Source organism: Microcoleus sp. S13_C3, assembly GCF_036700905.1.
GTDB lineage: Bacteria > Cyanobacteriota > Cyanobacteriia > Cyanobacteriales > Microcoleaceae > Microcoleus.
The window spans coordinates 1-21,309 of record NZ_JAUBPT010000017.1 but is presented as its reverse complement, the minus strand read 5'-3'; the positions used below and the strand labels follow the sequence as shown (position 1 = coordinate 21,309).

The following is a 21,309-nucleotide window of genomic DNA, read 5'->3' as shown; positions in this document are numbered from 1 at the left end:
TTTTTTACCTGTTCAAGGTTTATTGTTAAACATATTTTTTTTAAGAATGTTAAAATCTTGTAGGACTTACGCAAGTGTCACAGTTAAATCAACTTGTAGGATGCCCCGGACATTGATTATTTCGATTTCAACAGATTTTTCGGCTCCGGGACACCCTACGGAGAGGCTACATTAAGGGAAGAGTGAGCGAAATATCAGCGGAAAACAGAACTCTTAGTGAGATCGAAAACCTAAAACCCTTGATTTATAAATGATGGAAATTCATGGACACAACTGGACTCGAACCAGTGACCCCTACGATGTCAACGTAGTGCTCTAACCAACTGAGCTATGCGTCCTCACGAATTCCTAATATAGCAGAACATCCAATCGCCTGTCAAGCATAAATATGAAATTTTTTAAGCAGGCACTCTTGACATCGCCCTTAACTCCCAATCCCCCGCCAAATTTTCACAGTTCGATCGCCCGCACCGCTAGCCAAACTCCCCCCATCAGCACTAAACGCCACCGACAAAACCTCCCCCCCGTGGCCCGTCAGAATTTCCAGCAAACCCCCCGTACCCGCATCCCACAAATAAATCGTGCCATCCCGACTCCCCGTCGCCAAAACCCGACCATCGGGACTCAACGCCACACACAAAACATCCCCAGAATTGTCCCTCATACTCCGCAACAGCGTCCCTCGCCCCTGTGCATCCACCCGCCACAGCTTCGCCGTACCATCCCGACTCCCACTAGCCAAAATCAATCCTTCTCCTACTCCCCCCCTTACCAAGGGGGGGCTGGGGGGGGTCTGACCGGCTGGGGACACAGAGGAAGTCAATCCTTCTCCTACTCCCCCCCTTACCAAGGGGGGGCTGGGGGGGGTCTGACCGGCAGGGGGGCTGGGGGGGGTCGCAAAAACGATCGCCCGCACCCAATCCCCGTGCTCTGCTAAAGTACAAATCGATCGACCATTTTGCCAATCCCACAACTGCACAGTCTTGTCCCGACTGCCGCTAGCCAAAAACTCCCCGCCAGGACTAAAAGCCACCGCCTCCACCCCGCCAGCGTGACCAGTCAAAGCCGACATCCGCCTTCCCTTATTGAAATTCCACAACTGCACAGTTTTGTCCCGACTGCCGCTAGCCAAAACCTGACCATCCCGACTGAACGCCACAGCAGAAACCCTGTCAGAATGATCCGTAAGAGTGTACCACCGCTTACCCTTATTCAAATTCCAAATATGAATCATTTTGTCCCGGCCGCCACTAGCCAAAGTCGCGCCATCAGGACTAAACGCCACACAAGTCACCCAGTCAGAATGACCCGTGAGAGTGTACCACCGCCTACCAGTCTCCAACTTCCACATCTCAATCGTCTTGTCCTCACTGCCGCTAGCTAAAGTCGCGCCATCAGGACTGAAAGCTACCGACGTAACAGCATTAGAATGCCCTACCAGAGTATGAACACACCTCCAAGTAGGCGCGCGTGCCGGTACAACCCGCTGCATCGGCGGCACAGGTAAAATGGTGCCTGCAACCGTTGGCGGCACTGAATTCTGCACCACAGCCGTCCTCTGCGGCACGGGAATTGTAGGCGCTGGTAGGGGCGGTGCCCCCGTGCCCGCCCCCGTGCCCGTCCCCGTACCCGCCCCCGTACCCGCCCCCGTGCCCGCCCCCGCCGACTGCTGCGGCTGCAAATCTTTCAATACCTCAGCTACAGATTTGTAGCGCCGACTGAGACTCGATTCGATCATTTTGTCGAGGATGCGACTTAATTTCGGATCAATTGGAACCTTCAAAAAGTCTCGCCAAACCCAAGCATCTTGATTGATATCGAACAAATCAAAAGGAGATATTTGAGTCAGCAAATAAATGCAAGTTACTCCCAAACTGTACAAATCACTGGCATAAACCGCTTGACCTCTAATTTGTTCCGGCGCCACAAATTCGGGAGAACCGATGACTGTACCGGTTTCTCTCAAACCCTCCACAAGTTTTGCAGCGCCAAAATCAACTAAAACTAATTCCCCAGTTAATGTGGGGTAAGTATAAATGGTGGGAGTTTGAGAAAGGCGGCGACGGATAATATTGGGGGGTTTAATATCTCGGTGAATTACACTACGATCGTGCACGAACTGCAATACTGGCAATAAATCCTTCAGCAGACTGAGAATCTTACTTTCGCTGAAAGGCCCAGTCCGCGCCAACTCTTCCTGTAAATTCTGACCTTCTATAAATTCCTGTACCAAATACTGATAGCGTTCCTGCTGAAAGTGCGCCAACAGTTCGGGAATTTGCGGGTGTTTCCCCAATTCGTCCAGCCGCACCGCTTCTCGGTTGAATAATTCTGCTGCTTTTTCGCTGCTGCTGGTACCTTGGGATAGCGGGAAAAACTGTTTAATTGCACAGCGCGGTTTTGAGGGTTTGTCTTGGTCTATTGCTAAAAAAGTGCGGCCGAAACCGCCGCGCCCAAGGGGTTTGATGGCGCGGTAACGCTCTCTGAGCAACAGTTTGGAGCCGCAATTCAGGCAGAATTGGGTACGATCGGCATTTTGCGGGTTTTGACAGGCGGGGTTTAGGCAATAACTCATAACTAAACCGAGAAGGAATCAGCAGCACATCTCTATGATACTGACGCCCAAGCGCGATCGACTCTCGCGTTACAATTAAAAACCAAAGGACTTGAGTCGTCAGAATTTAAGATGTGGCTTTTACTTTCAGAGCATACTCTTTAAACCTTTCCAAGTCAGCCTGAATTGTCGATTCAACCACGCGGCCCAGAAATAGGTTATCCATCAATTTTCCCAGCCAGCCGGGAATTCCGTAAGCCACTGTCAGCTTGACGATACTGCTGTCTTTGCGATCGTAAAATCTTACGGCACCTCGATTTGGTAAGCCGTCTACCGATTCCCACTGAATTATCTGATTCGGCACTAATTTGAGAATCCGAGAAAGCCAGCTAAATTCTAACCCGCCCGTTGCGAGTTTCCAGCGAGACAACTCTGGATCTTCTTCTAGAACATGAACAGATTCTATCCACTTCATCCAGCGCGGCATTTGCTCTAAATCTGACCAGAGTTGCCACGCTAATTCGATGGGAATTGCCACTTCTACTTGGACACTGTGTTCTAACCAATCAGTCATGGGATTTTAGATTTTAGATTTTAGATTTTAGATTGTGGATTTCTCGTTTATTTCTGGTTCCCAGGCTCTGCCTGGTAACGCAGATCCAGAGGCTCCGCCTCGCGTTTTTTCTGGTTCCCAGGCTCTGCCTGGTAACGCAGATCCAGAGGCTCCGCCTCGCGTTTTCTGTCTAAATACTGGAGGCGGAGCCTCCTGATAGGCATTCCCAGGCAGAGCCTGGGAACGAGAGAAAACGATAGAGGACTAATGACTAATGACTGTAAGCTTCGAGAATTGCCTTAGCCGCTTGATGGCCTGAAAGTGTCGCTCCTTCCATACTATCAATGTAGTCTTGCTGAGTGTAACTTCCTGCTAGAAAGAAATTGGCGATCGGAGTTTTTTGAGCAGGGCGGAAAACATCCATTCCCGGTGCTTCGCGATACAAAGATTGAGCGAGCTTAACTACACTGTACCAAGTCATGTTTAATTCCCGCGCTGAGGGAAATAAATCCTGAACTTGCTTAAGTACGTGTTGGGCGATCGCCTCATTGCTTTGTTTAATAAACGGATCTCCCGGTGTCAGCACCAACTGGAGCAGCGAGCCTTGTCCTTCTTTATAATAATCCTTGGGACTTGCCAGCGCTAGGTCTGCAAAACAGGAAAAGTCTGCATCTGCTGAATACAGCAAATTATCGATTCCTACAGCGTGGCTCAACTGTTTGCGCTTGGCTTCGTCTTCCAGTTCCGTTACCCAACCGTCGAACCGCAATTGTACTGTAGCAACTGGCACCGCATCTAACTTATAAATGTTGTCAAATTCTGACCATTTGCGCCAAGCTGGGGGCAATATTTTCTGAATTCCTGGTACGTCTAATGCAAAAAGATAAGCATCAGCGGTAATAGTTTCTTCAGTTTCGCCGCTAGCTACTGCCAAGCCTGTGACGCGGGTTTCTGCACCTTCTTCAAACTGAATTTCTCGGACTCTGCGCCGCGTGTAAATTTTCGCTCCTTTTTTTTCCAAATATTCCACAATTGGTTTGTGCAAATATTCGCTGGGAGAACCGGCCAGCATTCGCATCCTTGATGCTTCTGTTTTGGTAGCAAAGAATTGAAATATTGTCAGCATACACCGAGCAGAAATATTTTCGGTGTCGATAAAACCCAGTGCGTAGGCGATCGGATTCCACATTCTTTTGAGCGAGTTTTGGTTGCCGCCATGACTGCGGAACCAGTCAGCAAAGCTAACTTTATCCAAATCGCGGATGGTTTTCATCGCTCCGTCAAAGTCGATCAAACCTCGGACGATCGGGCTAGTTCCCAGGGCGATCGCATTTTGAATTTTGTCTTGTACGGATAGCTGGGATGTAGTAAAAAATGCCTTCAATCCGTGCAAAGGAGCACCCACGGGAAAGCGAAAATCCAAAGAACCAGTTTCGCCGCCTCGATTGATAAAAGTGTGGACGTGTTCTTTGAGGAGCAAATCGTCAAAAGCCCCCACTTTTTTCATCAGGGCAAATAAGTTATAATAGCAGCCGAAGAAGACGTGCAAACCCATTTCAACGTGATTGCCGTCTGGATCTACCCAACTGCCGACTTTGCCGCCGACAAAGGGGCGGGATTCAAAAATTTCTACTTCGTGGCCAGCTTCCACTAAATCGACTGCTGTGGTCATTCCAGCCAGTCCCGCACCTGCGATCGCAACCCGCATTTTACCTATCCTTTCCAGTATTTTTACAAATTGTAACAAAATTTAGAATTTCCGAAACATTCAAAGTTCATAAATGCCGATCGACACTTGTATAGCCCTCTGAATTCTGGCTAGGACATCGGCACTAAGTTGACCATAAGGGCCTTGTTCTAGGAACGTCTGCCGCAAAGCAGAAACGTTTTCACATACAGCTAGAGAATCAGCTTGCAATCCTCCCTCACCTGCTGGAATCAAGACACGAGTTGGATTTTCTACTCCTGCAAGGTTACTTGTGAAAGGAACAACAATTACAGAATCAGTAAACTCGTTGCGGATAAGCTGTGGAGCATTTAAACCAGTAACGAGGCTAGTAGGGTGCGTCATTCGCGAACCCTTACGCTGAAACGGAAAACCTTAGATGCTGACGCACCTTACGCAAGTCCTTTAAATGCCGAACAGCTTATCGGGAGAAACCACAGCTACAGGTCTTTTTTTGGTATCTCCTAACTGACGCAAAGCCCTTGAAAGATAAATCTCACCTTGGCGAGGATAAGTTTTTCCTGTTGAGTTAGAGTCCATCGCTGCTCCATGTTTCTTCTATCTGTTCCTCTACAAAATTAAACCACTCTTTTTCCTCCTCAATATCTTCTGGGCTGCGGTTTTGATAAAACTTCCGCAACTTATCTTCTATTTGCTTAGCGTACCAGAGACGGAGAGCTTGTTCGATCGCCTCCGTCCAATTATCAGTAAGTTGGTCTATTTTCTCCGCGAATTCAGCATCAAGGGCGACTAACACTTCTCGCTTTTGAGTAGAATTTGACATAATCATTTTCCTTGCTCATTCAAATAAAAAAAAATGACTGATGACGGTTGACTGCTGACTAATGTTATTGGTTATTAGCAGTCCAAAGCAATTAACAACTGCCAATTAACAACTGCCAACTGCCAACTGCCAACTGCCAACAGTCAACTAACTTCAAAACATCGGCATCAACTGAAGTGGCCCAATTCCCAAGTCTTTAGCAGACACCCAGCGCACCTCAAGCAAAGCGATCATATCCTTAAACTGAGGCTGACCGCGAGAAGCACCCATCAACCCTTTAGCAATAATCAAACCGCACCAACCGTTGGTTAATTTACAGCGGCGATCCCACTTCTTGCGAGCTTCCTGATGCACCGGATCGTCTTCATTAAACTCCCCAAATAAATACAACTCCCCATTTTTAGTTTGCAAAATACCCAAGTCGTATTGCTCATCCTGAAAAGGATTTTCGCCCGGATTAAAACCAATCCCCTTCACACCTCCAGCTTCTTTCAAATCCTGAATCATAGTTTTTGCCTTCGGATGAGAAGTTTGGATCATCACCACCGGCAAACCATCTCCGGCGGTATTAATATCAATTTCTGCAGCTTGGTGAAACTGGACACTTTCGCGCAGGAAATCTACCGTTTCCCAAGGTACGGCGCCGAGACTCAAAAATGAATTTTGCGGCACCAAATCGTCCCGCAGCAGTGGCTTGTCAAATTCATCATCATCGTCATCATCGTCATCATCGTCATCACCGAGCATCTCTAATAATTCGTCTGATACATCGGGCATCGTGGAAACTTTAACGGATACCTGTTGAAGTTCTCCGTCAGGCTGCGGCACAGGGATGCGGTAGCGGCTGCTAAGAGTGGGAAAAGTGTCTGAGCCCAATTTCCGGCGGCCGTTGCGGAAAAAGCGATGAAATGCTTCGAGAGCAACTAACATCGTGAGGGCTTCTTCTTCGTAAAGAATCGATCGCAATCCTTCTAAAGGATGTAGGTTGCCGAAATTTGGTTCAATTTCCGATGGAGGCAAATCGGCTAAATCAATTTCTTCGTCGTCGTCCTCATCAAGCTCTGCTGCACTTTCAAAGGTAACAAACAAACAGTCTTGCCCTAAAAAAGCCTGTTCTAAATCTTCAAAAGATTCATCGTTGACGACTCGTTCTCGAAACCGTTTCAAGGATTCTAGAGAACGGTACAGTAAAACTCCGTAATCCATTCTGCCTTGCCCCAATACGGACACGTAGAGGCTGGCGACATCCCACTGATTGATTTCAATGGATATAATTTGGTGTTCGCTCAAAGTCCGCCACGGAGCATCTTGCCAAATTTGAGCAGCTTTTTCCATTAAAACTTCAGCATACTGAGGGGGCAACTCAGGAGGTCTGTTGATGGCGACCTCTTCCATGCCTCGAAATATTTCGTCAATTAAGGGCAATTCCGGCACGTAGTCAATGGAAATGCCTAAATCTTGAAGTACGCCCCGCAGATAAAATTGAATTTCTCGGTTTTTGACTACGATTTTTTGGGGGCGGACTGCGGGAGCCGGACTTTGGGGATGTTCCATTGCCCGTAGCAGGGCCCGGACGAGCGCCTCTGGGCCGGCATCTGGGCCTACCATGTCCATAGCCCTCACGACTCCTTCAGAGCCATCGACCCAGAGAATGCACTCGCCACCAGCTTCTAGAACGTCGTCGTCATCTAGCATCATGTGTGAGTCAGCATTAGATAAGGGTCGGCGATCGCCCTCCCACACGCTGGGAATTTGAGGTAAGTTTTGTAGCCGACGAAGAGTAGAGCGATTCAGCGCTGCCATAGAGTAAGCCCGTTGGGTGAAGCATTGTTGCGGTGCCGGTAGCCGGTCAACCGCTGCTTATCAATCATAAACCCTATAGGGGGAGAGGACATCAAGCTGGGGAACGAGGCCCCACGGGAATTAAAAATTAGAAGCTAAAAATTCGGCCTTCAGCATCTAACCTTATGCCTTCTGGCGAATGCCTGTACAATGGAGGGATAAGATTACACTCTTAGCATTAGACAATCTCAGGAGTTCGGCAAATTGTCAGGAACCTCAGCCCTGACGGCATGAGGCTTGAAGGAGAAATCTAACAAGCCGTTCTGACCAGCCTAAGTCTTAACTGACTACGTTTTTCGAGTCACGACACCCTGGGATGCGTAGCTAGTTCCTTGCTCTGTCGTTGAGAGTTAAACAGTTCTAAGGTCACTGGAACAGTGCTTTCAGCCTAACAAGCTCTTAAAACATTGGCGAAGCTAACTTTACTCCGAAAGGAGATTGAGGCAACCATACCTCGCCGGAGGGGCAACCATACCCCTCCACCCCACAAAAGTTTTAACTCAATGTAAAGCCGTCCTAAAAGGACGGGGTTTCTAACCCATATTTCTGATGACTCAAGCCATTTCTGAAAAGCGTGGAATTCAAATGACGGACTCTGCTGTCCGTCAAGTTTTAGCTCTGAGAGAGAAACAAGGTAAAGACCTCTGCTTGCGGGTAGGGGTGCGCCAGGGCGGCTGCTCTGGTATGTCTTACGTCATGGATTTCGCAGACCCCAGCACTGTGAAATCCGACGATGAAGTGTTCGACTACGATGGTTTTCAGGTAGTTTGCGATCGCAAGAGCATTCTTTATCTCTACGGTTTGGTTCTCGACTTCAGCGATGCTATGATCGGGGGCGGTTTTCAGTTTACTAACCCCAACGCAACTCAAACTTGCGGTTGTGGCAGTTCTTTTTCTACATAAAGTGGAAAATAGGGCATTGGGGATTGGTAATTGCTAATTGCTGAGAATGCCTCGGACTGCATTGCTGCGTCCCGCACCCAATGCTCTTTCCAATCTAAAATCTAAAATCCAAAATCTAAAATCGAATGACCCCTGAAGAATTGTTTAAAGACGGTTTCGATCGCTACCAAGCTGGCGAAGCCCCGGCTAATCTGATCCCCGTGTTTAAAGAAGTGTGCGAGAAAGCTCCCAAAAATGGCAATGCCTGGGCTAGCCTCGCGTGGCTTTACCTGTTGGAAAATAAACCTGCACCGGCTCAAAAAGCAGCGAAAACAGCCGTTAAATTGAACCCTCATGACCCCCAAGCTCGCATCAACCTAGCAGTAGCGATCCTCGATCTCAAAGAGAAAGGAAAAGGAGTGCGCCCCCACGTAGAAGTGGCTCAGCAATTACTGATGGCTTCCGAAGAGTTGCTCGACGAAGTTAAAAAAAATTTTGAAGAAGGATTAAACAGAAAACCGGACTGGAAAAGTCTCGCCCGCGTTAAACAGTGGCTTCTGGAGCCGTAACGGCGCAAACAAGTCGATTTTTGGGCGGGGATCGAGGAAATCGGCTTTGCGGTTTATTACGACATCGTAATAAATCAATAAATAACTTTATGGAAAACTCAGGAAGTCAGTGCTAGTATTTGAAAACTTAGACGATTCACAAAGTCCGACGGAATACCAGCTTAGTTAATTAGTACCAGGAGTTGTAAGACTATGAGCACTGAAAGCCACGTTAACATCAAGCCAGCAACCCGCAATCACAAAGGTTTCTTTATTCAGCCAGCGTCTTACAAGCTGATGAGCATTGATAAGTCCGGTTGGGCATTAATTTGCATGGACAAAGCAGTTTGTCACTACGTAGACCCGGATGATTTGCAATTGCCGAATAAATCAGGAATGTCTGAAGGTTAATTCTGAAGTTTTGAGAGACTTTAAGATGCTTTATTTGAGTAGCTGCCCTCCATTGAGGGCAGCATCTTTTTTTTGTCAGGAAAAAGTCCGGCAACGCGCAGTGAATCGGGATTTAAGGGATAAGCTGTGTTGCATCTAGATTGCCTATGGTATTAGAGAGGGAGAGGGGGAGAAGAGGAGAGGGGGAGAGGATTTGACGATTGTTGATCGGGACTCGAAATATACAATTTAAATGCACAACAGCTTAGAAGGAATTAAGGAAGAATTACCAATTCCCGATTCCCAATTCCCTAATTGTTAGATTTTAAGGCAAAAAGCATCTCAAGCTGAGCATTAGTCGGTTCTGTAGAAGCTGTGGCTACGCTAACTCCTCGGAGAGAATTGAGCAATTCAGCGACGGGCGGCGAAACTAAATTGGGCTGTACGGCGAGCAAATATTGGTTAGCCCAAGACATTGTTTTTTCCATATCTATGTAAAAGTAACCTTGGTTGACTTGCGGTAAAGAAGTGGCGATCGCCTGAAAACTCGGACTGCTGCTTAACGGTTGCGGTGGCGTCGAAGTAATCACATCAACTAAAGGCCCGCCGAAAGCTACAAACACAGAATTTTCATTCAGCCAACCGTGCCCGAATAAAGTTCCTTGCTGGGGTATTTGCCACTCCGTAACTTCTTTGCCTTGAACTTGTCTGGGGGCGACACTGACTGTAGGATTGCTTTTGGCGATCGCATCGAGTTTTTTCAGAGTTGCTTCTGCAGCAGGGCGATCGCTCGTTTCAAAAATCATCGCCGCCCCCATCCCCAACTGAGACAAAATCCCTTGATCCGAACCGATCGCCCCGATCGCAAATTCCCCATTCATCCAACCAAAAACATCTTGATCCGCATCCAAATCCAACCGCTTAAAACTACTCCTCACCTGCTGAACTCCCCTGTCAACTTCCGGGCTATCTTTTGCCTGGGCTGTCGCTTGCGACCAAATTTGATCTAGTCCCTTGCCGCCGACTAAAGCAATAGTTTCGCCAGGAAACCTGGGTAACAATTTCGATGGGACTTGTGGATTTTGCTGGACGAATTTAGGGTCTAACTGAGCGATAGTTTTTACCCTCAATCCCGCACTATCCGCCCCAATTCCCGCTACCAAAGACTTAACTTGTTTGAACTGCGAAAACACTGTCCAAGGCAACGGGATATCTGCGGGCAAATTAGCTTTCAATTGCTCAATTGCAGCAGGATAGTCAGCAATATAAATAGTTGCGATCGGATTCTTGACACCAGCACTCTCTGCAAAAAACTTAGTTGTGCTCGGCTGCGTAGCGAGGGAGGGTTCTCCTTTAAAAGTATCGATAGCCAATTCCACAGGCTTTCTCAAAGGAGCCATCACTAATTGGTCGTTCAGCAAAGCCACACTGTAGCGCTTGCCTGTGGGCTCTGCAATCTCATAAATTTTAACTCCTTTATACTCGGTTTCTTGAGTAGTTGCACCGGGCTGAGATTTTAATTTATTCGCAAAATTCCAAGCGCTAATTTTATTTTTCACGCTGACTACAACCAGCAGTTTTGGAGGCTCTGTATTCGTCACAGCATCAGGGGGCAGGAAAGCGACCATGACCCCCCCTAACCAAGGTTTTAAGTCCCTGTCAAAGTCGATTTGAGTGCCTGCCAAGCTTTGTTCTTGAAAGGTCTTCAAACCCTGACCGACCAACTTTTGAGCCCCAGACGTGCCAAATCGCTGCAACTCTGCCAGGGCTTGGGGATTGGGGGAGATAAAGGCGGCCATCATTGCTTCGTCGGGCACAACTTTGGCGCTGTCTTGAGGGTTGGATACTTGTTGGCTCAAACCCTGGAAGTAAAAGTAGACCGCAGCGCTACCTGCTGCGGCGATGGAGGCAGCAATTAGAAGCTTTGATTTTTTTGCAGGCATGGTTTGTGTTCCTCGCGTCCCATATCAGTTTAATCAAAATACAGAAAGCTTGTGGGGAGGCGATCGGGCCGGCTCTCTCGTTTTGTATAATCAAAGACAAGTTTGGACGATCGTCTAAACTGCTAGAACTGTGCATTATTGGTAAAAGATGAAAGTAGCGATCGCGGGAGCAACGGGATTTGTAGGTAGCCGGCTGGTGGAGAAGCTGCAAGCTGGGGGACATCAAGTGGTAGTTTTGAGCAGGGATGGGGCGAAGGCTGGCCGAGTTTTTCCCGCTTCAGCTTATCCGAATTTAGAAGTTGTCGGCTACACTCCTGCGGAGTCTGGTGATTGGCAAAAGTCGATCGCGGGCTGCGATGCTGTTGTCAATTTAGCAGGGGTTCCGATTGCGGAGGAAAGGTGGACGGAGGCACGCCAGCAAGCAATTCTGGACAGTCGCACACTGACTACGGCAAAATTGGTCGAGGCGATCGTCAATGCTAATCCTAGACCATCTGTGTTTGTTAGCGCATCGGCGATCGGCTATTACGGAACCAGCGAAACCGCTGAATTTGACGAAACGAGCCTCGCTGGGGATGATTTTTTAGCAGCAGTTTGCAAAGACTGGGAAGCAGCCGCCCAACCTGCAAAAAATGCGGGAACGCGGCTAGCAATTTTGCGGCTGGGGATAGTTTTGGGAATGGGAGGCGCGTTGGCAAAAATGCTGCCACCTTTTAAACTATTTGCTGGCGGGCCGCTGGGCACTGGGAAACAGTGGTTTTCTTGGGTTCATCGCGAGGATGTAGTTGATTTAATTTTGTACGCTTTGCAAAATTCGCAAGTTGAAGGCGTTTTGAATGCGACAGCACCGAATCCGGTGCGGATGAATGAATTGTGCCAAACTTTAGGGGAAGTTTTAAAGCGGCCTTCTTGGTTGCCGGTGCCAGGTTTTGCTTTAGAAATGCTTTTGGGAGACGGGGCAAAACTTGTTTTGGAAGGGCAGAAAGTGTTGCCTAAACAAACTTTAGCTAGCGGTTTTCAATATCAATATCCGACGCTGAAATTAGCACTTGAAGAGATTTTATCGGGAAGTTAGGAATCTACGGAATAGAACCCACCGAATAGAATTCGGGGCTAAACAAACAAAGTCCGCCTGCGCGGACTCAAACAAAATTCCTCGTTACCAGGCAGAGCCTGGTAACGCATATCCAGAGGCTCTGCCTCGCTTTGCCCGCAAGCAGATGAACCATCAAGAAATAGCAACCGGGTTGAAAATTCCCGCCCAACTCCCATTCCTTCAAGCTATCTGCTGGCAAATTGCTGATGTAAAAAAATTGAGTTTCAAGGAAATGCTATGCCGCTACGAATCGGGCTGGCATTATTGGGGAGTTTTGGGAACACCTAGCTTGGAGGAACTGGCTTTTATTCAACAAATCAGCCAACACTATCAGTCTTGGTTAATAGCAGAACTGGGAAGCAGTTTTCCGCCAAAAAATCCCGAAAATTGGGTAAGTTCTCAAGCAATGTTTAAACGCGAAATTCATCAAAAGATATTAACTGTACTCAGCCACTTGAATGTCGAATTTCTACAGGAATGTCTGGCGTATTTTGGGGGCGGAACGTTGGTAAGTATGGAACACGGAGAATATCGGTTGAGCCAGAATATTGACTTTATGTGTCCGATGGATAATGGCTACCGTCTCCTGCGCCGAAAAGTTGCAGAAGGGGGCTATGATGCGATTTTTGCTAGTCGCGATTCCCTTGGGGATAGCTTCGCTTCACGCATTGTTCTCCCGAACGATATTCAAGCCAACCAGTATGGGATAAGATTTCCTGTTATGGTTGACGGCACTACTATTAAATTCGAGATGGTTTGTGAAGGGCGAATTGAGTTTGGCGAACCAAATTATCCAAATTGGTCGCCTGTTCCTTGTTTGAATCAAATTGATAGTATAGCAGAAAAGCTGTTGGCAAATGCCGATCGACAGCCGGGCGATCGGGTAAATTCTAGAGATTTAATCGACTTGGCTATGCAAAGGTTAGCGACTCCGATTCCCCAAAGGGCGATCGACAAAGCGGAAGCAGCTTATCAAGTTATGGAACCGCTCGATCGAGCGATTCAGTATTTCCAAGATCGTCCCGATTATCGGGAAAAATGCTATGAGGTTTTGAGTATTGCAGAGCCAAATAAAGTTATTAACGGTATCGATTTACTAGCTCAGGATTTAGGCCGGGAAATAACAGTCAGGACATTTAGCGAGACTATTTCCTCATTCCCAAGTAAGCTAGAAGATTAGATGCTTAGATGCGAGATTTGATATGGCTCTCCTCGTTAACAGGCTCTGCCTGGTAACGCAGATCCAGAGGCTCTGCCTCGCTCTTTTCCCTTCCTTTTCCCCTCCTTCCCCTCGTTAACAGGCTTTGCCTGGTAACGCAGATCCAGAGGCTCTGCCTCGCTCCTTCAAACAACTCATCCGACTCAAAAATCAATCAAATCAACTGGCAACAATCCATCCTGACCCATATAATTTCGATAACTAGAATATCTCCAACAAGCTGGATCGTCAACATAGCCGCGCCTAACAGGATTATTGTGGATATACTCCAATTTTGGCAACAGCATTGCCTCATCCAAAATAGCTTGCGGGTGGAACCCTTCTTGCCATAGCTGATATTTTTGGTCTTTTTTGTGTAGCTTTTTATAGAATGCGAGTTGATCGAGGATGTTGGTAACTTGATTTTTTTCAAGCAAGTCAATTATGGAGCGATCTGTAAATGATTTAAAATTTCTCATTTGCCTGGACAATTCAGAAGAAGTTACGATTAAGTGCAAGTGATTTTCCACGTTTCACGTAACCGTGTAAGGCTAAACGCTTCTCCCGTTGCAGAAAACTTAAGGAATCTAAGACTATTTGTGCTATTTCTGCTTGAGAGAATACAGGAATCCAGTTGATAATTGTACAGGTGACAAAGTGCGGTTGGTTGTCGGAATATATTACTTTGTATCTGCTTCTTCCCATTGGGGCGATCGAGGGTTGGTTGGTGGGTTAGGGCGAGGCGGAGCCTCTGGATCTGCGTTACCAGGCTCTGCCTGGTAACGAGGTAACGAGGGATTTTTGCATCTTCATCGAGATTTTGCTAAGAAACCCGGTTTCTGACTCCCCCGGTTTCTATTCCTCAAATATTTCATGTTATCATAAAATCACTTGAGAGCAGAAGGCAATGACAATGCAAACCCAAGAAAAACCAGCAATCGAAAAGCAACCCCAAACCGAAAAACGCTACTATACACCAGAGGAATATCTCGCATTAGAAGAAAGTGCGATCGACAAAAGTGAATACCACGACGGGGAGATAGTAACAATGACAGGCGGAACAACCAACCACAACAGCATTATCATTAATTTGATTGCTAACTTGAAATTTGGCTTACGTGGCAAAGACTACAGATTATTTACTAGCGACGTGCGCCTGTGGATACCCCAAACTCGCCGCTACGTCTATCCCGATCTCATGGTCATTCAAGGAGAACCAGTCTATCGTGAAAACAACAAAACAATTGTTACAAACCCTCGGGTAATCGTCGAGGTTTTATCCAATTCAACCAAAGACTACGATCGCGGTGGCAAATTTCTCGCCTATCGCTCAATCCCGGAATTTAGAGAATACATTTTAATTGACCAATACAGCTATCACATTGAACAATTTGCTAAAAATTCTAATGGCAAATGGGTATTAACAGAATATGATTCAGACGAATCTGTATTAACCCTAGAATCCGTAGAATTTCAAATGCCGCTGAGAGAGATTTACGAACGAATTAATTTTGAAGTTGAAGACGAAGAAGTAAACCAGCCAACAAGTGACATTCAAGAATAAGATCGAGTCCGCGCCAACTTGTTCAAACACCGGGTTTGTGTGGGACTTTTTCTCGATCGTGAGCTTTGAGCAAACTCGCCGGATCGGGCCCAGCGGGGATAATGCAGCCGGGATTCAGCGGGAACAAATTGCCGTAATAATCGCGCTTCACAGCCTCCAAATCGCAAGTGCCAGCAACTCCCGGTAACTGGTACAAATCGCGCAGATAAGCTCCCAAATGCTCGTAATCTTCAATGCGGCGCAGATTGCATTTGAACAAGCTGTAGTAAACTGCATCAAAACGGAATAGAGTAGTAAAAAGCCGCACGTCTGCTAAAGTCACCCGATCGCCACAAAGGTAACGACTCCTCAAGAGCGATCGATCGATCTCGTCTAAAACAGCAAACAATTCACTGCAAGCCGAGTCATAAGCAGCTTGAGATTGCGCGAAACCGCAGCGATAAACGCCGTTATTCACCGATTGGTAAATCTTCTCATTCCACTCGTCAATTTGCGATCGCAAATCCAGAGGATAAAGATCCATTTGAGGATTGCTAGCAAACTCGTTAAACTCCGAGTTTAGCATCACAATAATTTCCGAACTCTCGTTATTGACGATCGTCTTTTTCGACTCATCCCACAGCACCGGCACCGTACACCGCCCCTGATAGCCCGGTAAAGCCAACTGGTAAAGTTCGGGCATCGTGTTGCAGCCAAAAGTCTCCGACTCCATCACCCACATTCCCCCTTCAGAGGGATAGACAATAGAAACGGATATCGCATCTTCCAGCCCTTTGAGCGCCCTCGTCACCAGAGTGCGGTGCGCCCAAGGGCATCCCGTACCCACGAAGAGGCGATACCGTCCCGCAGCGGGTTGGTGAGGGTTGTCTGGTGCTGTGCTGACAAAGTTGCGGAAACTGCTGCTGGGGCGAATGTATGCTCCGGTGCGATCGGGCGGCGCTAGTTTTGACATCATTAATTGCCACATTGATGTCCAGACAAATTTGCCTAGCTTGACTGTTACCGATGAAGGAAGCGATTTGTTTTTCACAATGCGATTAAAAGAGGTTTGCTAACATAATCTGCTTATTTTAACTCACATTGCGAGGTTTATTCCCTCGTCCCCAGGCTCTGCCTGGGGACGCATATTTAGAGGCTCTGCCTCGCTGTTCGCTGTTTTCCCTCACCTGGGAAGGACTTTTCTAGGATCTGGCAGAGGCTATTTCAGCATAAGCTCGATCGATCAATCGGCGAGCAACCGTCTGAATTCCCGTATGTTCGTAATAATTGGTAGTCATGTCTAAAAACGCCGCCACATAATCCAATTTGTCATCAGTAACATCAACGTATTGCTTGAGATTGCCCAAAACTATGGCGGGAGTTAAGCCGCGAGACTGTACTAAATTGTTCATCCAACCTTGCGCTGAAGCGAAAGTAGTTGTCACAAATCCGAACTTTTGTGAATTATTTGCGCCGGGAATTAGGTTGCTGATATTTTGGAATGTTGAGTTTTGCTGCAAGGTTGAAGGATTCAAGCCGCCTAGGGTATTTTGTGCTACTCGAATGAAGTCCGGGCCAAGGGGAATTAAACCATCAGCACACACTAAAGCAGCCATCCGCATCAGAGATTCGTCTTTGTAATGAGATAAATAATTAGCAAAGCTTCCCACATTGTCAAGAGAAATATTGTTAAGTTTGCAGAAGGCAATTAGCTCGATCGCCACTTTGACGCACAAGTCGATCGTTTGAGTTGTGTCAGCTTTGGGAGTGAGGCGGTTGAGAAAGGAAAGAAAGCCGATGTTTTCGCCGATTTTATTCGCCATAGCCGTTGCACCTAACGCACTGTCGGCGCTGTCTGCTAACTGGTAAAGCCTGAGTACGCGTTGATATGGCTCGTTGGGGTTGGCGTAAAGCTCGATCGCGCGATCGCGAATTTTCTCAACTAATTTGCGCTTTGTTTCCCCTGTCACCGCTTGAATAGTATTATCAAAACCAGTTAGATTGTTCCACTCCCCCGGAACCACAAAATCGAGGGATTTGAGCATCATCACAGTGACGCCACCAGACGGCAAATTGTCAACCAATTCCACAATAGATGTGCTCATCACAAACTCCTGAATAGCCCGATTTAAAGTGTTCTTCCAATTACTCCAACTTCGGCAAATCCGATTCCAGATTCCAGATAAATTCCCCCGAACTAAGTAGGTAAGCACAAATAAATATTACACGACGAGAGCCCGTTTTGCAATCCTCTGTTCTTTTCTCTCTTCTCTAACTCTGCGTTCTCTGCGCCCTCTGCGGTTCATTAAAAAAAGTCTTTACCACAAAACATTTGCATTTCACTCGACCGCAAAAAGTTAAGTTTCATTATATTGACAACTCAAAATCCTTGCACTGTGTTACAATAATTGACGCCAAATAGAAAAACATAAAACATGACGGTTGCAGTTAACAAAACTCCGGGATTAGCCTCGCGTTTAGTAAATGGCGTACTCTCCATCAAGCCTTTGGCTAATCTAGCCAAGCACCAAGCGCGGGAAATGATGATAAAAAGAGGAGAAAAAATCGGAGTGCATTGGCGACAAGAATCGCAAGCACTTTTGTCCAGGAATTGGGATGCAGAATTGCTCAGCGTCCAAAATCCCGATCTTGTTTACCCGAAATATTATCTAACTTCATTCCACGCTTATGAAAAAGGTAATATGAGTTGGGAAGCTGCTACAGAAGTTGAAGTTGCCGCCCGTACAGTTCACGCCACAATTTGGCCGGAAGCAGGTGCAGAAGGCGATGCAAAACTCCGCGCCAGCTATCACGAAGTCATCAAATCTAAGATTGCTTCTTCACCGCGAGATATTGTTGATTTGGGATGCAGTGTGGGAATGAGTACCTTTGCCCTTGGGGAGGTTTACCCGGAAGCGAAGATGACTGGGGTAGAGTTGTCGCCTTATTTTTTAGCAGTTGCTAAATACCGTTCCCAACAGCGAGAAGCCCAATCTTTAAATCAAAAATCTCCGACTTGGGTTCACGCTGCTGCTGAATCTACAGGTTTGCCTGGGGCGGCTTTTGATTTAGTTTCTATTTGTTTAGTTTGTCACGAATTGCCGCAGAAAGCTACTAGAGAAATATTCCTGGAAGCGAGACGTTTGCTGCGTGTTGGCGGACATTTGACAATTATGGATATGAATCCTCAGTCGGAAGTTTATGCCAAAATGCCTCCTTATATTTTGACTTTGCTCAAGAGTACGGAGCCTTATTTGGATCAGTATTTTGGGTTAGATATTGAGCAAGCTTTGGTAGATTCCGGTTTTGCCCAGCCGACAATCACTTGCAATACAGTCCGACACCGGACTATTGTTGCTGAGGCAATAAATAGTTAGGTTTGATGTTTCAAAAAGTGTGTGCGGTATAATAAAAAATTTCAGTCTATTATACCGCAACTGCGGTACAATTAATAGTTCTCCCGTCGCGCGCAGCTTGATTGCATACAGCCACGTCATGAATTAAGATTTTGCATATGGAAATATGTCCTACTTTACAAACGCAACGGCTCATTTTGAGGCCATTTACTTTAGAAGATGCTCCTATCGTGCAGCGATTGGCCGGGGCGTATGAAGTTGCTGTGACGACACTCAATATGCCGCACCCATATCAGGATGGCATGGCCCAACAGTGGATTTCTTCTCAACAGGCCAAGCAGGAAAAGGGAGAAGTCGTCGATTTTGCCATAGTCATTCGAGAAGGAATACTCTTATGTGGTGCAATCGGACTCGGAATAGACAACAGGAATAATAATGCCGAACTTGGTTATTGGATCGGTGTGCCTTACTGGGGTCAAGGCTACTGCACGGAAGCAGCAAAAGCAGTTCTATCATACGGTTTCAAATCGTTGAATCTTCATCGTATTCACGCTGCTCATCTTAAATGTAACCCTGCTTCAGGCCGTGTGATGCAAAAAATTGGCATGAGTTACGAGGGATGCTCGCGCGAGCACTTTTGCAAATGGGGAGAATTCCATGACGATCTGCGATACGGCATATTAGCCAGCGAACTGGATATAAAGGGGTAAAACGACGGCCGAACAAGGCGCTGGACCCGACCGCCTACAACTCCGTTCGTTCCTCATTTCGCTTTCGGTGGCGGGTGAGCTTGTCGTTAGACCGCAGAAATAAGTCTGTAGTAAAAACACTTAATTGCATGAAATTAGCAGAAGCCCTAGTTCTTCGAGCAGATACACAAAAGCGTATTGAGCAACTCCGTGAACGACTGAAAATTAGTGCTTTAATACAAGAAGGGGATGAACCACCGGAGAACCCGCAGACACTTCTTGAAGAGTTAGATCGATTATTTGGGCAGTTGGAGACTCTGATATCCGCTATCAATCGCACAAATATTCAAGTAGTTCTACCCAACGGAAAAACTGTGACTGAAGCACTCGCACAAAGAGATGTATTACGTTTACGTTGGAGCGTTATTCACGGAGTAGCTGAAATAGCTTCACGTCGGACTTCACAGTATAGTCGCTCCGAGATTCGCAATATTGCAACAGTTGATGTAGCCTCTTTAAGGCAAGAGACAGATCGCTTAGCTACGGAGTTTCGTGAATTAGATACGCTGATTCAAGGAATTAACTGGACAACTGATATAATCGAATAGAATAATCAAAAGTGTGAGCGTGTAGCCCGAAAAGAAATTGCAGCGAACGCGAGGCGTCAACAGCCGATGTTGAACCTTCGGTATGGAGCGATGCCAGTGAACTAATCACGTTTTGAGGCTCATCACTGCCGTAATGATAATGAGCAAGCTCGTTTCCGCTCATTGGGCGGCGAGATCACTTTTACTACCGTGCGTTGGGCAGATACTTTTCTGGTGAGGGTGGGAATGGGGTCATCACACAACTAAGATCAACAATGAAGGCGAAGCCTAGGGCATCGGTACAGTATTAGATATTGACAAAACCGGGTAGATATGGTATGTGAATTGAGGAGCCTGTTAAATTCTCACCATCAGAAAGAAAGAAAAAACCCTATGCGTCCTCCCTTATGGCATCCTCCAATTGAACTTTCAAACCATGAAGAGTTGATTATCAAACGCATTAAACGAGCCAAGCTTTTCACGTTTCTAAGGGCTCAACCGTTCATGGATATTTAATGATGAGTTCCATTCTTGAACTGGCGACAATCTTTAAAGATAGCACCGTGGGTCACAGCCCAGTTCCTCCTGCACAACTTGCCTTGGCAATTATTCTACAAGCATATTTGGGGATTTCTGATGATGAAGTGATTGAAGAAATGGTGATGGATCAACGTTGGCAGTTAGTTCTCGATTGTCTCAATTGTGAAAGTCCGCCTTTCAGCAAACCGACTTTGATTAGATTTAGAAACGGCTTAATTAAAAAAGAACTGGATCAACGCTTAATTGACCGCACCGTAGAAATTGCCAAGCAAAAAGGTGGATTTGGTTCATCCCAACTCAAAGCGGCTTTAGATTCGTCGCCGTTATGGGGAGGCGGCAAAGTTGAAGATACATATAATCTATTGGGTCATGATGAGCGTAAAGCAGTGAGTGTGATAGCTGCTGGACAGGGGCGGGAGCCAGCAGAAATTGCCCTGGAAGCCGGTGCGCCAATTCTCAATAGTTCCAGTTTAAAAACGGCCTTAGACTTAAACTGGGATGACCCTTCCGAGCGTCAAAACGCACTCTCAATCATTCTAAATAGCTTAAATTCTGTTGAAGAATGGATGCAAAGCCAGTCCGATTGCAATAACTTTGAACTGGCTCAAGAGACTCTGGATGTTGCCCGAGTGATTGAATCTCAAAATGTAACTTTCGACTCTCAAGGCGTTCCGAGTTTAAGTAAAGGGGTGGCCAAAGACCGTCGCATTTCTATTGAGGACCCAGATATGCGGCATGGACGGAAAAGCCGATCTAAAAAAATAGATGGGTATAAACGCCACATTCTTAAAGATTTAGATAGCGGTGTAGTTTGTGCAGTGGCATTGAAGGAGCGCAAATACTCCCGAATCTGCTGCTACACTTGACCTGGAACGTGACTTAAGACTCCAAAATATTCACCTAACTGAGTTACATATTGACCGGGCTTATTTATCTAGTCATTGGGTCATACAGCGGGATGAGCAATTAAAGATATTTTGCAAGGCGTGGCCAGTCAGAAATTCTGGCCGGTTTGATAAAAATTCCTTTTTCCTGGATTGGGATACGCATTTAATGAGTTGTCCCAATCAAGTAAGTA

22 protein-coding genes and 1 tRNA gene are annotated in these 21,309 nt (G+C 46.6%); 10 read left to right on the top strand and 13 right to left on the bottom strand.

The window, feature by feature from the left end:
• Positions 1 to 264: 264 nt before the first annotated feature.
• The 8 genes from QUA16_RS07330 to QUA16_RS07295 form a co-directional block, all read right to left on the bottom strand.
• A tRNA-Val gene (locus tag QUA16_RS07330) sits at positions 265 to 338 on the bottom strand.
• An 86-nt stretch (positions 339 to 424) separates the two neighbouring features.
• The gene (locus QUA16_RS07325) at positions 425 to 2,575 is read right to left on the bottom strand and encodes a serine/threonine-protein kinase (RefSeq protein ID WP_333102669.1); all 2,151 of its coding nucleotides are present in this window, start codon (positions 2,573 to 2,575) and stop codon (positions 425 to 427) included.
• Between the two features lie 106 nt (positions 2,576 to 2,681).
• Positions 2,682 to 3,128, bottom strand: a complete 447-nt coding sequence (locus QUA16_RS07320) for an SRPBCC family protein (protein ID WP_015175311.1) — start codon at positions 3,126 to 3,128, stop codon at positions 2,682 to 2,684.
• 250 nt (positions 3,129 to 3,378) lie between these two features.
• Positions 3,379 to 4,815 (bottom strand): 9,9'-di-cis-zeta-carotene desaturase, encoded by a 1,437-nt coding sequence (gene zds / locus QUA16_RS07315; RefSeq protein ID WP_333102684.1) that lies wholly within the window; start codon positions 4,813 to 4,815, stop codon positions 3,379 to 3,381.
• Positions 4,816 to 4,875: 60 nt separating this feature from the next.
• Positions 4,876 to 5,178, bottom strand: a complete 303-nt coding sequence (locus QUA16_RS07310) for a type II toxin-antitoxin system PemK/MazF family toxin (protein ID WP_333102670.1) — start codon at positions 5,176 to 5,178, stop codon at positions 4,876 to 4,878.
• 60 nt (positions 5,179 to 5,238) lie between these two features.
• Positions 5,239 to 5,373 (bottom strand): hypothetical protein, encoded by a 135-nt coding sequence (locus QUA16_RS07305; RefSeq protein WP_333102671.1) that lies wholly within the window; start codon positions 5,371 to 5,373, stop codon positions 5,239 to 5,241.
• Entirely contained in the window at positions 5,363 to 5,617 is a 255-nt protein-coding gene (locus QUA16_RS07300) for a hypothetical protein (protein WP_333102672.1), read from the bottom strand. Before QUA16_RS07300 ends, QUA16_RS07305 begins: the two co-directional genes overlap by 11 nt.
• Before the next feature lie 153 nt (positions 5,618 to 5,770).
• Positions 5,771 to 7,420: a DUF6930 domain-containing protein gene (locus QUA16_RS07295; RefSeq protein WP_333102673.1), complete on the bottom strand. Its 1,650-nt coding sequence runs from the start codon at positions 7,418 to 7,420 to the stop codon at positions 5,771 to 5,773.
• A gap of 588 nt (positions 7,421 to 8,008) precedes the next feature.
• On the opposite strand from QUA16_RS07295, the gene QUA16_RS07290 reads away from it, so the two are divergent.
• The 3 genes from QUA16_RS07290 to QUA16_RS07280 all read left to right on the top strand — a co-directional run bounded on the left by QUA16_RS07290 (position 8,009) and on the right by QUA16_RS07280 (position 9,300).
• Positions 8,009 to 8,362: a HesB/IscA family protein gene (locus QUA16_RS07290; RefSeq protein WP_006632680.1), complete on the top strand. Its 354-nt coding sequence runs from the start codon at positions 8,009 to 8,011 to the stop codon at positions 8,360 to 8,362.
• Positions 8,363 to 8,487: 125 nt separating this feature from the next.
• Positions 8,488 to 8,910 (top strand): tetratricopeptide repeat protein, encoded by a 423-nt coding sequence (locus QUA16_RS07285; protein WP_333102674.1) that lies wholly within the window; start codon positions 8,488 to 8,490, stop codon positions 8,908 to 8,910.
• Positions 8,911 to 9,102: 192 nt separating this feature from the next.
• Entirely contained in the window at positions 9,103 to 9,300 is a 198-nt protein-coding gene (locus QUA16_RS07280; RefSeq protein WP_332984883.1) for a hypothetical protein, read from the top strand.
• A gap of 290 nt (positions 9,301 to 9,590) precedes the next feature.
• On the opposite strand, the gene QUA16_RS07275 is transcribed toward QUA16_RS07280, so the two are convergent.
• The gene (locus tag QUA16_RS07275) at positions 9,591 to 11,222 is read right to left on the bottom strand and encodes a DUF3352 domain-containing protein (protein ID WP_333102675.1); all 1,632 of its coding nucleotides are present in this window, start codon (positions 11,220 to 11,222) and stop codon (positions 9,591 to 9,593) included.
• A 148-nt stretch (positions 11,223 to 11,370) separates the two neighbouring features.
• Between QUA16_RS07275 and thyD the strand changes: the two genes are divergently transcribed.
• Both thyD and QUA16_RS07265 read left to right on the top strand, forming a co-directional pair.
• Positions 11,371 to 12,297: a thylakoid membrane protein ThyD gene (gene thyD, locus QUA16_RS07270; protein WP_333102676.1), complete on the top strand. Its 927-nt coding sequence runs from the start codon at positions 11,371 to 11,373 to the stop codon at positions 12,295 to 12,297.
• A gap of 145 nt (positions 12,298 to 12,442) precedes the next feature.
• Positions 12,443 to 13,498 (top strand): nucleotidyl transferase AbiEii/AbiGii toxin family protein, encoded by a 1,056-nt coding sequence (locus QUA16_RS07265; RefSeq protein WP_333102677.1) that lies wholly within the window; start codon positions 12,443 to 12,445, stop codon positions 13,496 to 13,498.
• A 182-nt stretch (positions 13,499 to 13,680) separates the two neighbouring features.
• Here the strand turns inward: QUA16_RS07265 and QUA16_RS07260 are convergent, their stop codons facing one another.
• Together QUA16_RS07260 and QUA16_RS07255 are read right to left on the bottom strand one after the other, a co-directional pair.
• Positions 13,681 to 13,995 carry a hypothetical protein gene (locus QUA16_RS07260; RefSeq protein ID WP_333102678.1) on the bottom strand — a complete coding sequence of 105 codons (315 nt, stop codon included), beginning with the start codon at positions 13,993 to 13,995 and terminating at the stop codon, positions 13,681 to 13,683.
• Positions 13,996 to 14,008: 13 nt separating this feature from the next.
• Positions 14,009 to 14,221, bottom strand: coding sequence for a hypothetical protein (locus tag QUA16_RS07255; protein WP_333181069.1), 213 nt, complete (start codon positions 14,219 to 14,221; stop codon positions 14,009 to 14,011).
• Between the two features lie 208 nt (positions 14,222 to 14,429).
• Here QUA16_RS07255 and QUA16_RS07250 point away from each other — a divergent pair, with 208 nt between their 5' ends.
• The gene (locus tag QUA16_RS07250; protein WP_333102679.1) at positions 14,430 to 15,080 is read left to right on the top strand and encodes a Uma2 family endonuclease; all 651 of its coding nucleotides are present in this window, start codon (positions 14,430 to 14,432) and stop codon (positions 15,078 to 15,080) included.
• 22 nt (positions 15,081 to 15,102) lie between these two features.
• Here QUA16_RS07250 and QUA16_RS07245 read toward each other — a convergent pair whose 3' ends face one another.
• Both QUA16_RS07245 and QUA16_RS07240 read right to left on the bottom strand, forming a co-directional pair.
• A complete protein-coding gene (locus tag QUA16_RS07245; RefSeq protein WP_333102685.1) occupies positions 15,103 to 16,047 on the bottom strand; it encodes a glutathione S-transferase family protein in 945 nt (314 codons plus the stop codon).
• Between the two features lie 214 nt (positions 16,048 to 16,261).
• Complete coding sequence (locus tag QUA16_RS07240) at positions 16,262 to 17,164, bottom strand: hypothetical protein (protein WP_333102680.1); 903 nt, start codon at positions 17,162 to 17,164, stop codon at positions 16,262 to 16,264.
• 330 nt (positions 17,165 to 17,494) lie between these two features.
• On the opposite strand from QUA16_RS07240, the gene QUA16_RS07235 reads away from it, so the two are divergent.
• From QUA16_RS07235 to QUA16_RS07220, 4 genes are all read left to right on the top strand, one after another.
• Entirely contained in the window at positions 17,495 to 18,436 is a 942-nt protein-coding gene (locus QUA16_RS07235) for a class I SAM-dependent methyltransferase (RefSeq protein ID WP_333102681.1), read from the top strand.
• 137 nt (positions 18,437 to 18,573) lie between these two features.
• Positions 18,574 to 19,125 (top strand): GNAT family N-acetyltransferase, encoded by a 552-nt coding sequence (locus QUA16_RS07230; RefSeq protein ID WP_333102682.1) that lies wholly within the window; start codon positions 18,574 to 18,576, stop codon positions 19,123 to 19,125.
• 128 nt (positions 19,126 to 19,253) lie between these two features.
• A complete protein-coding gene (locus QUA16_RS07225; RefSeq protein WP_333102683.1) occupies positions 19,254 to 19,712 on the top strand; it encodes a DIP1984 family protein in 459 nt (152 codons plus the stop codon).
• 494 nt (positions 19,713 to 20,206) lie between these two features.
• Positions 20,207 to 21,097: a transposase gene (locus QUA16_RS07220; RefSeq protein WP_333109787.1), complete on the top strand. Its 891-nt coding sequence runs from the start codon at positions 20,207 to 20,209 to the stop codon at positions 21,095 to 21,097.
• Positions 21,098 to 21,309: the final 212 nt, after the last annotated feature.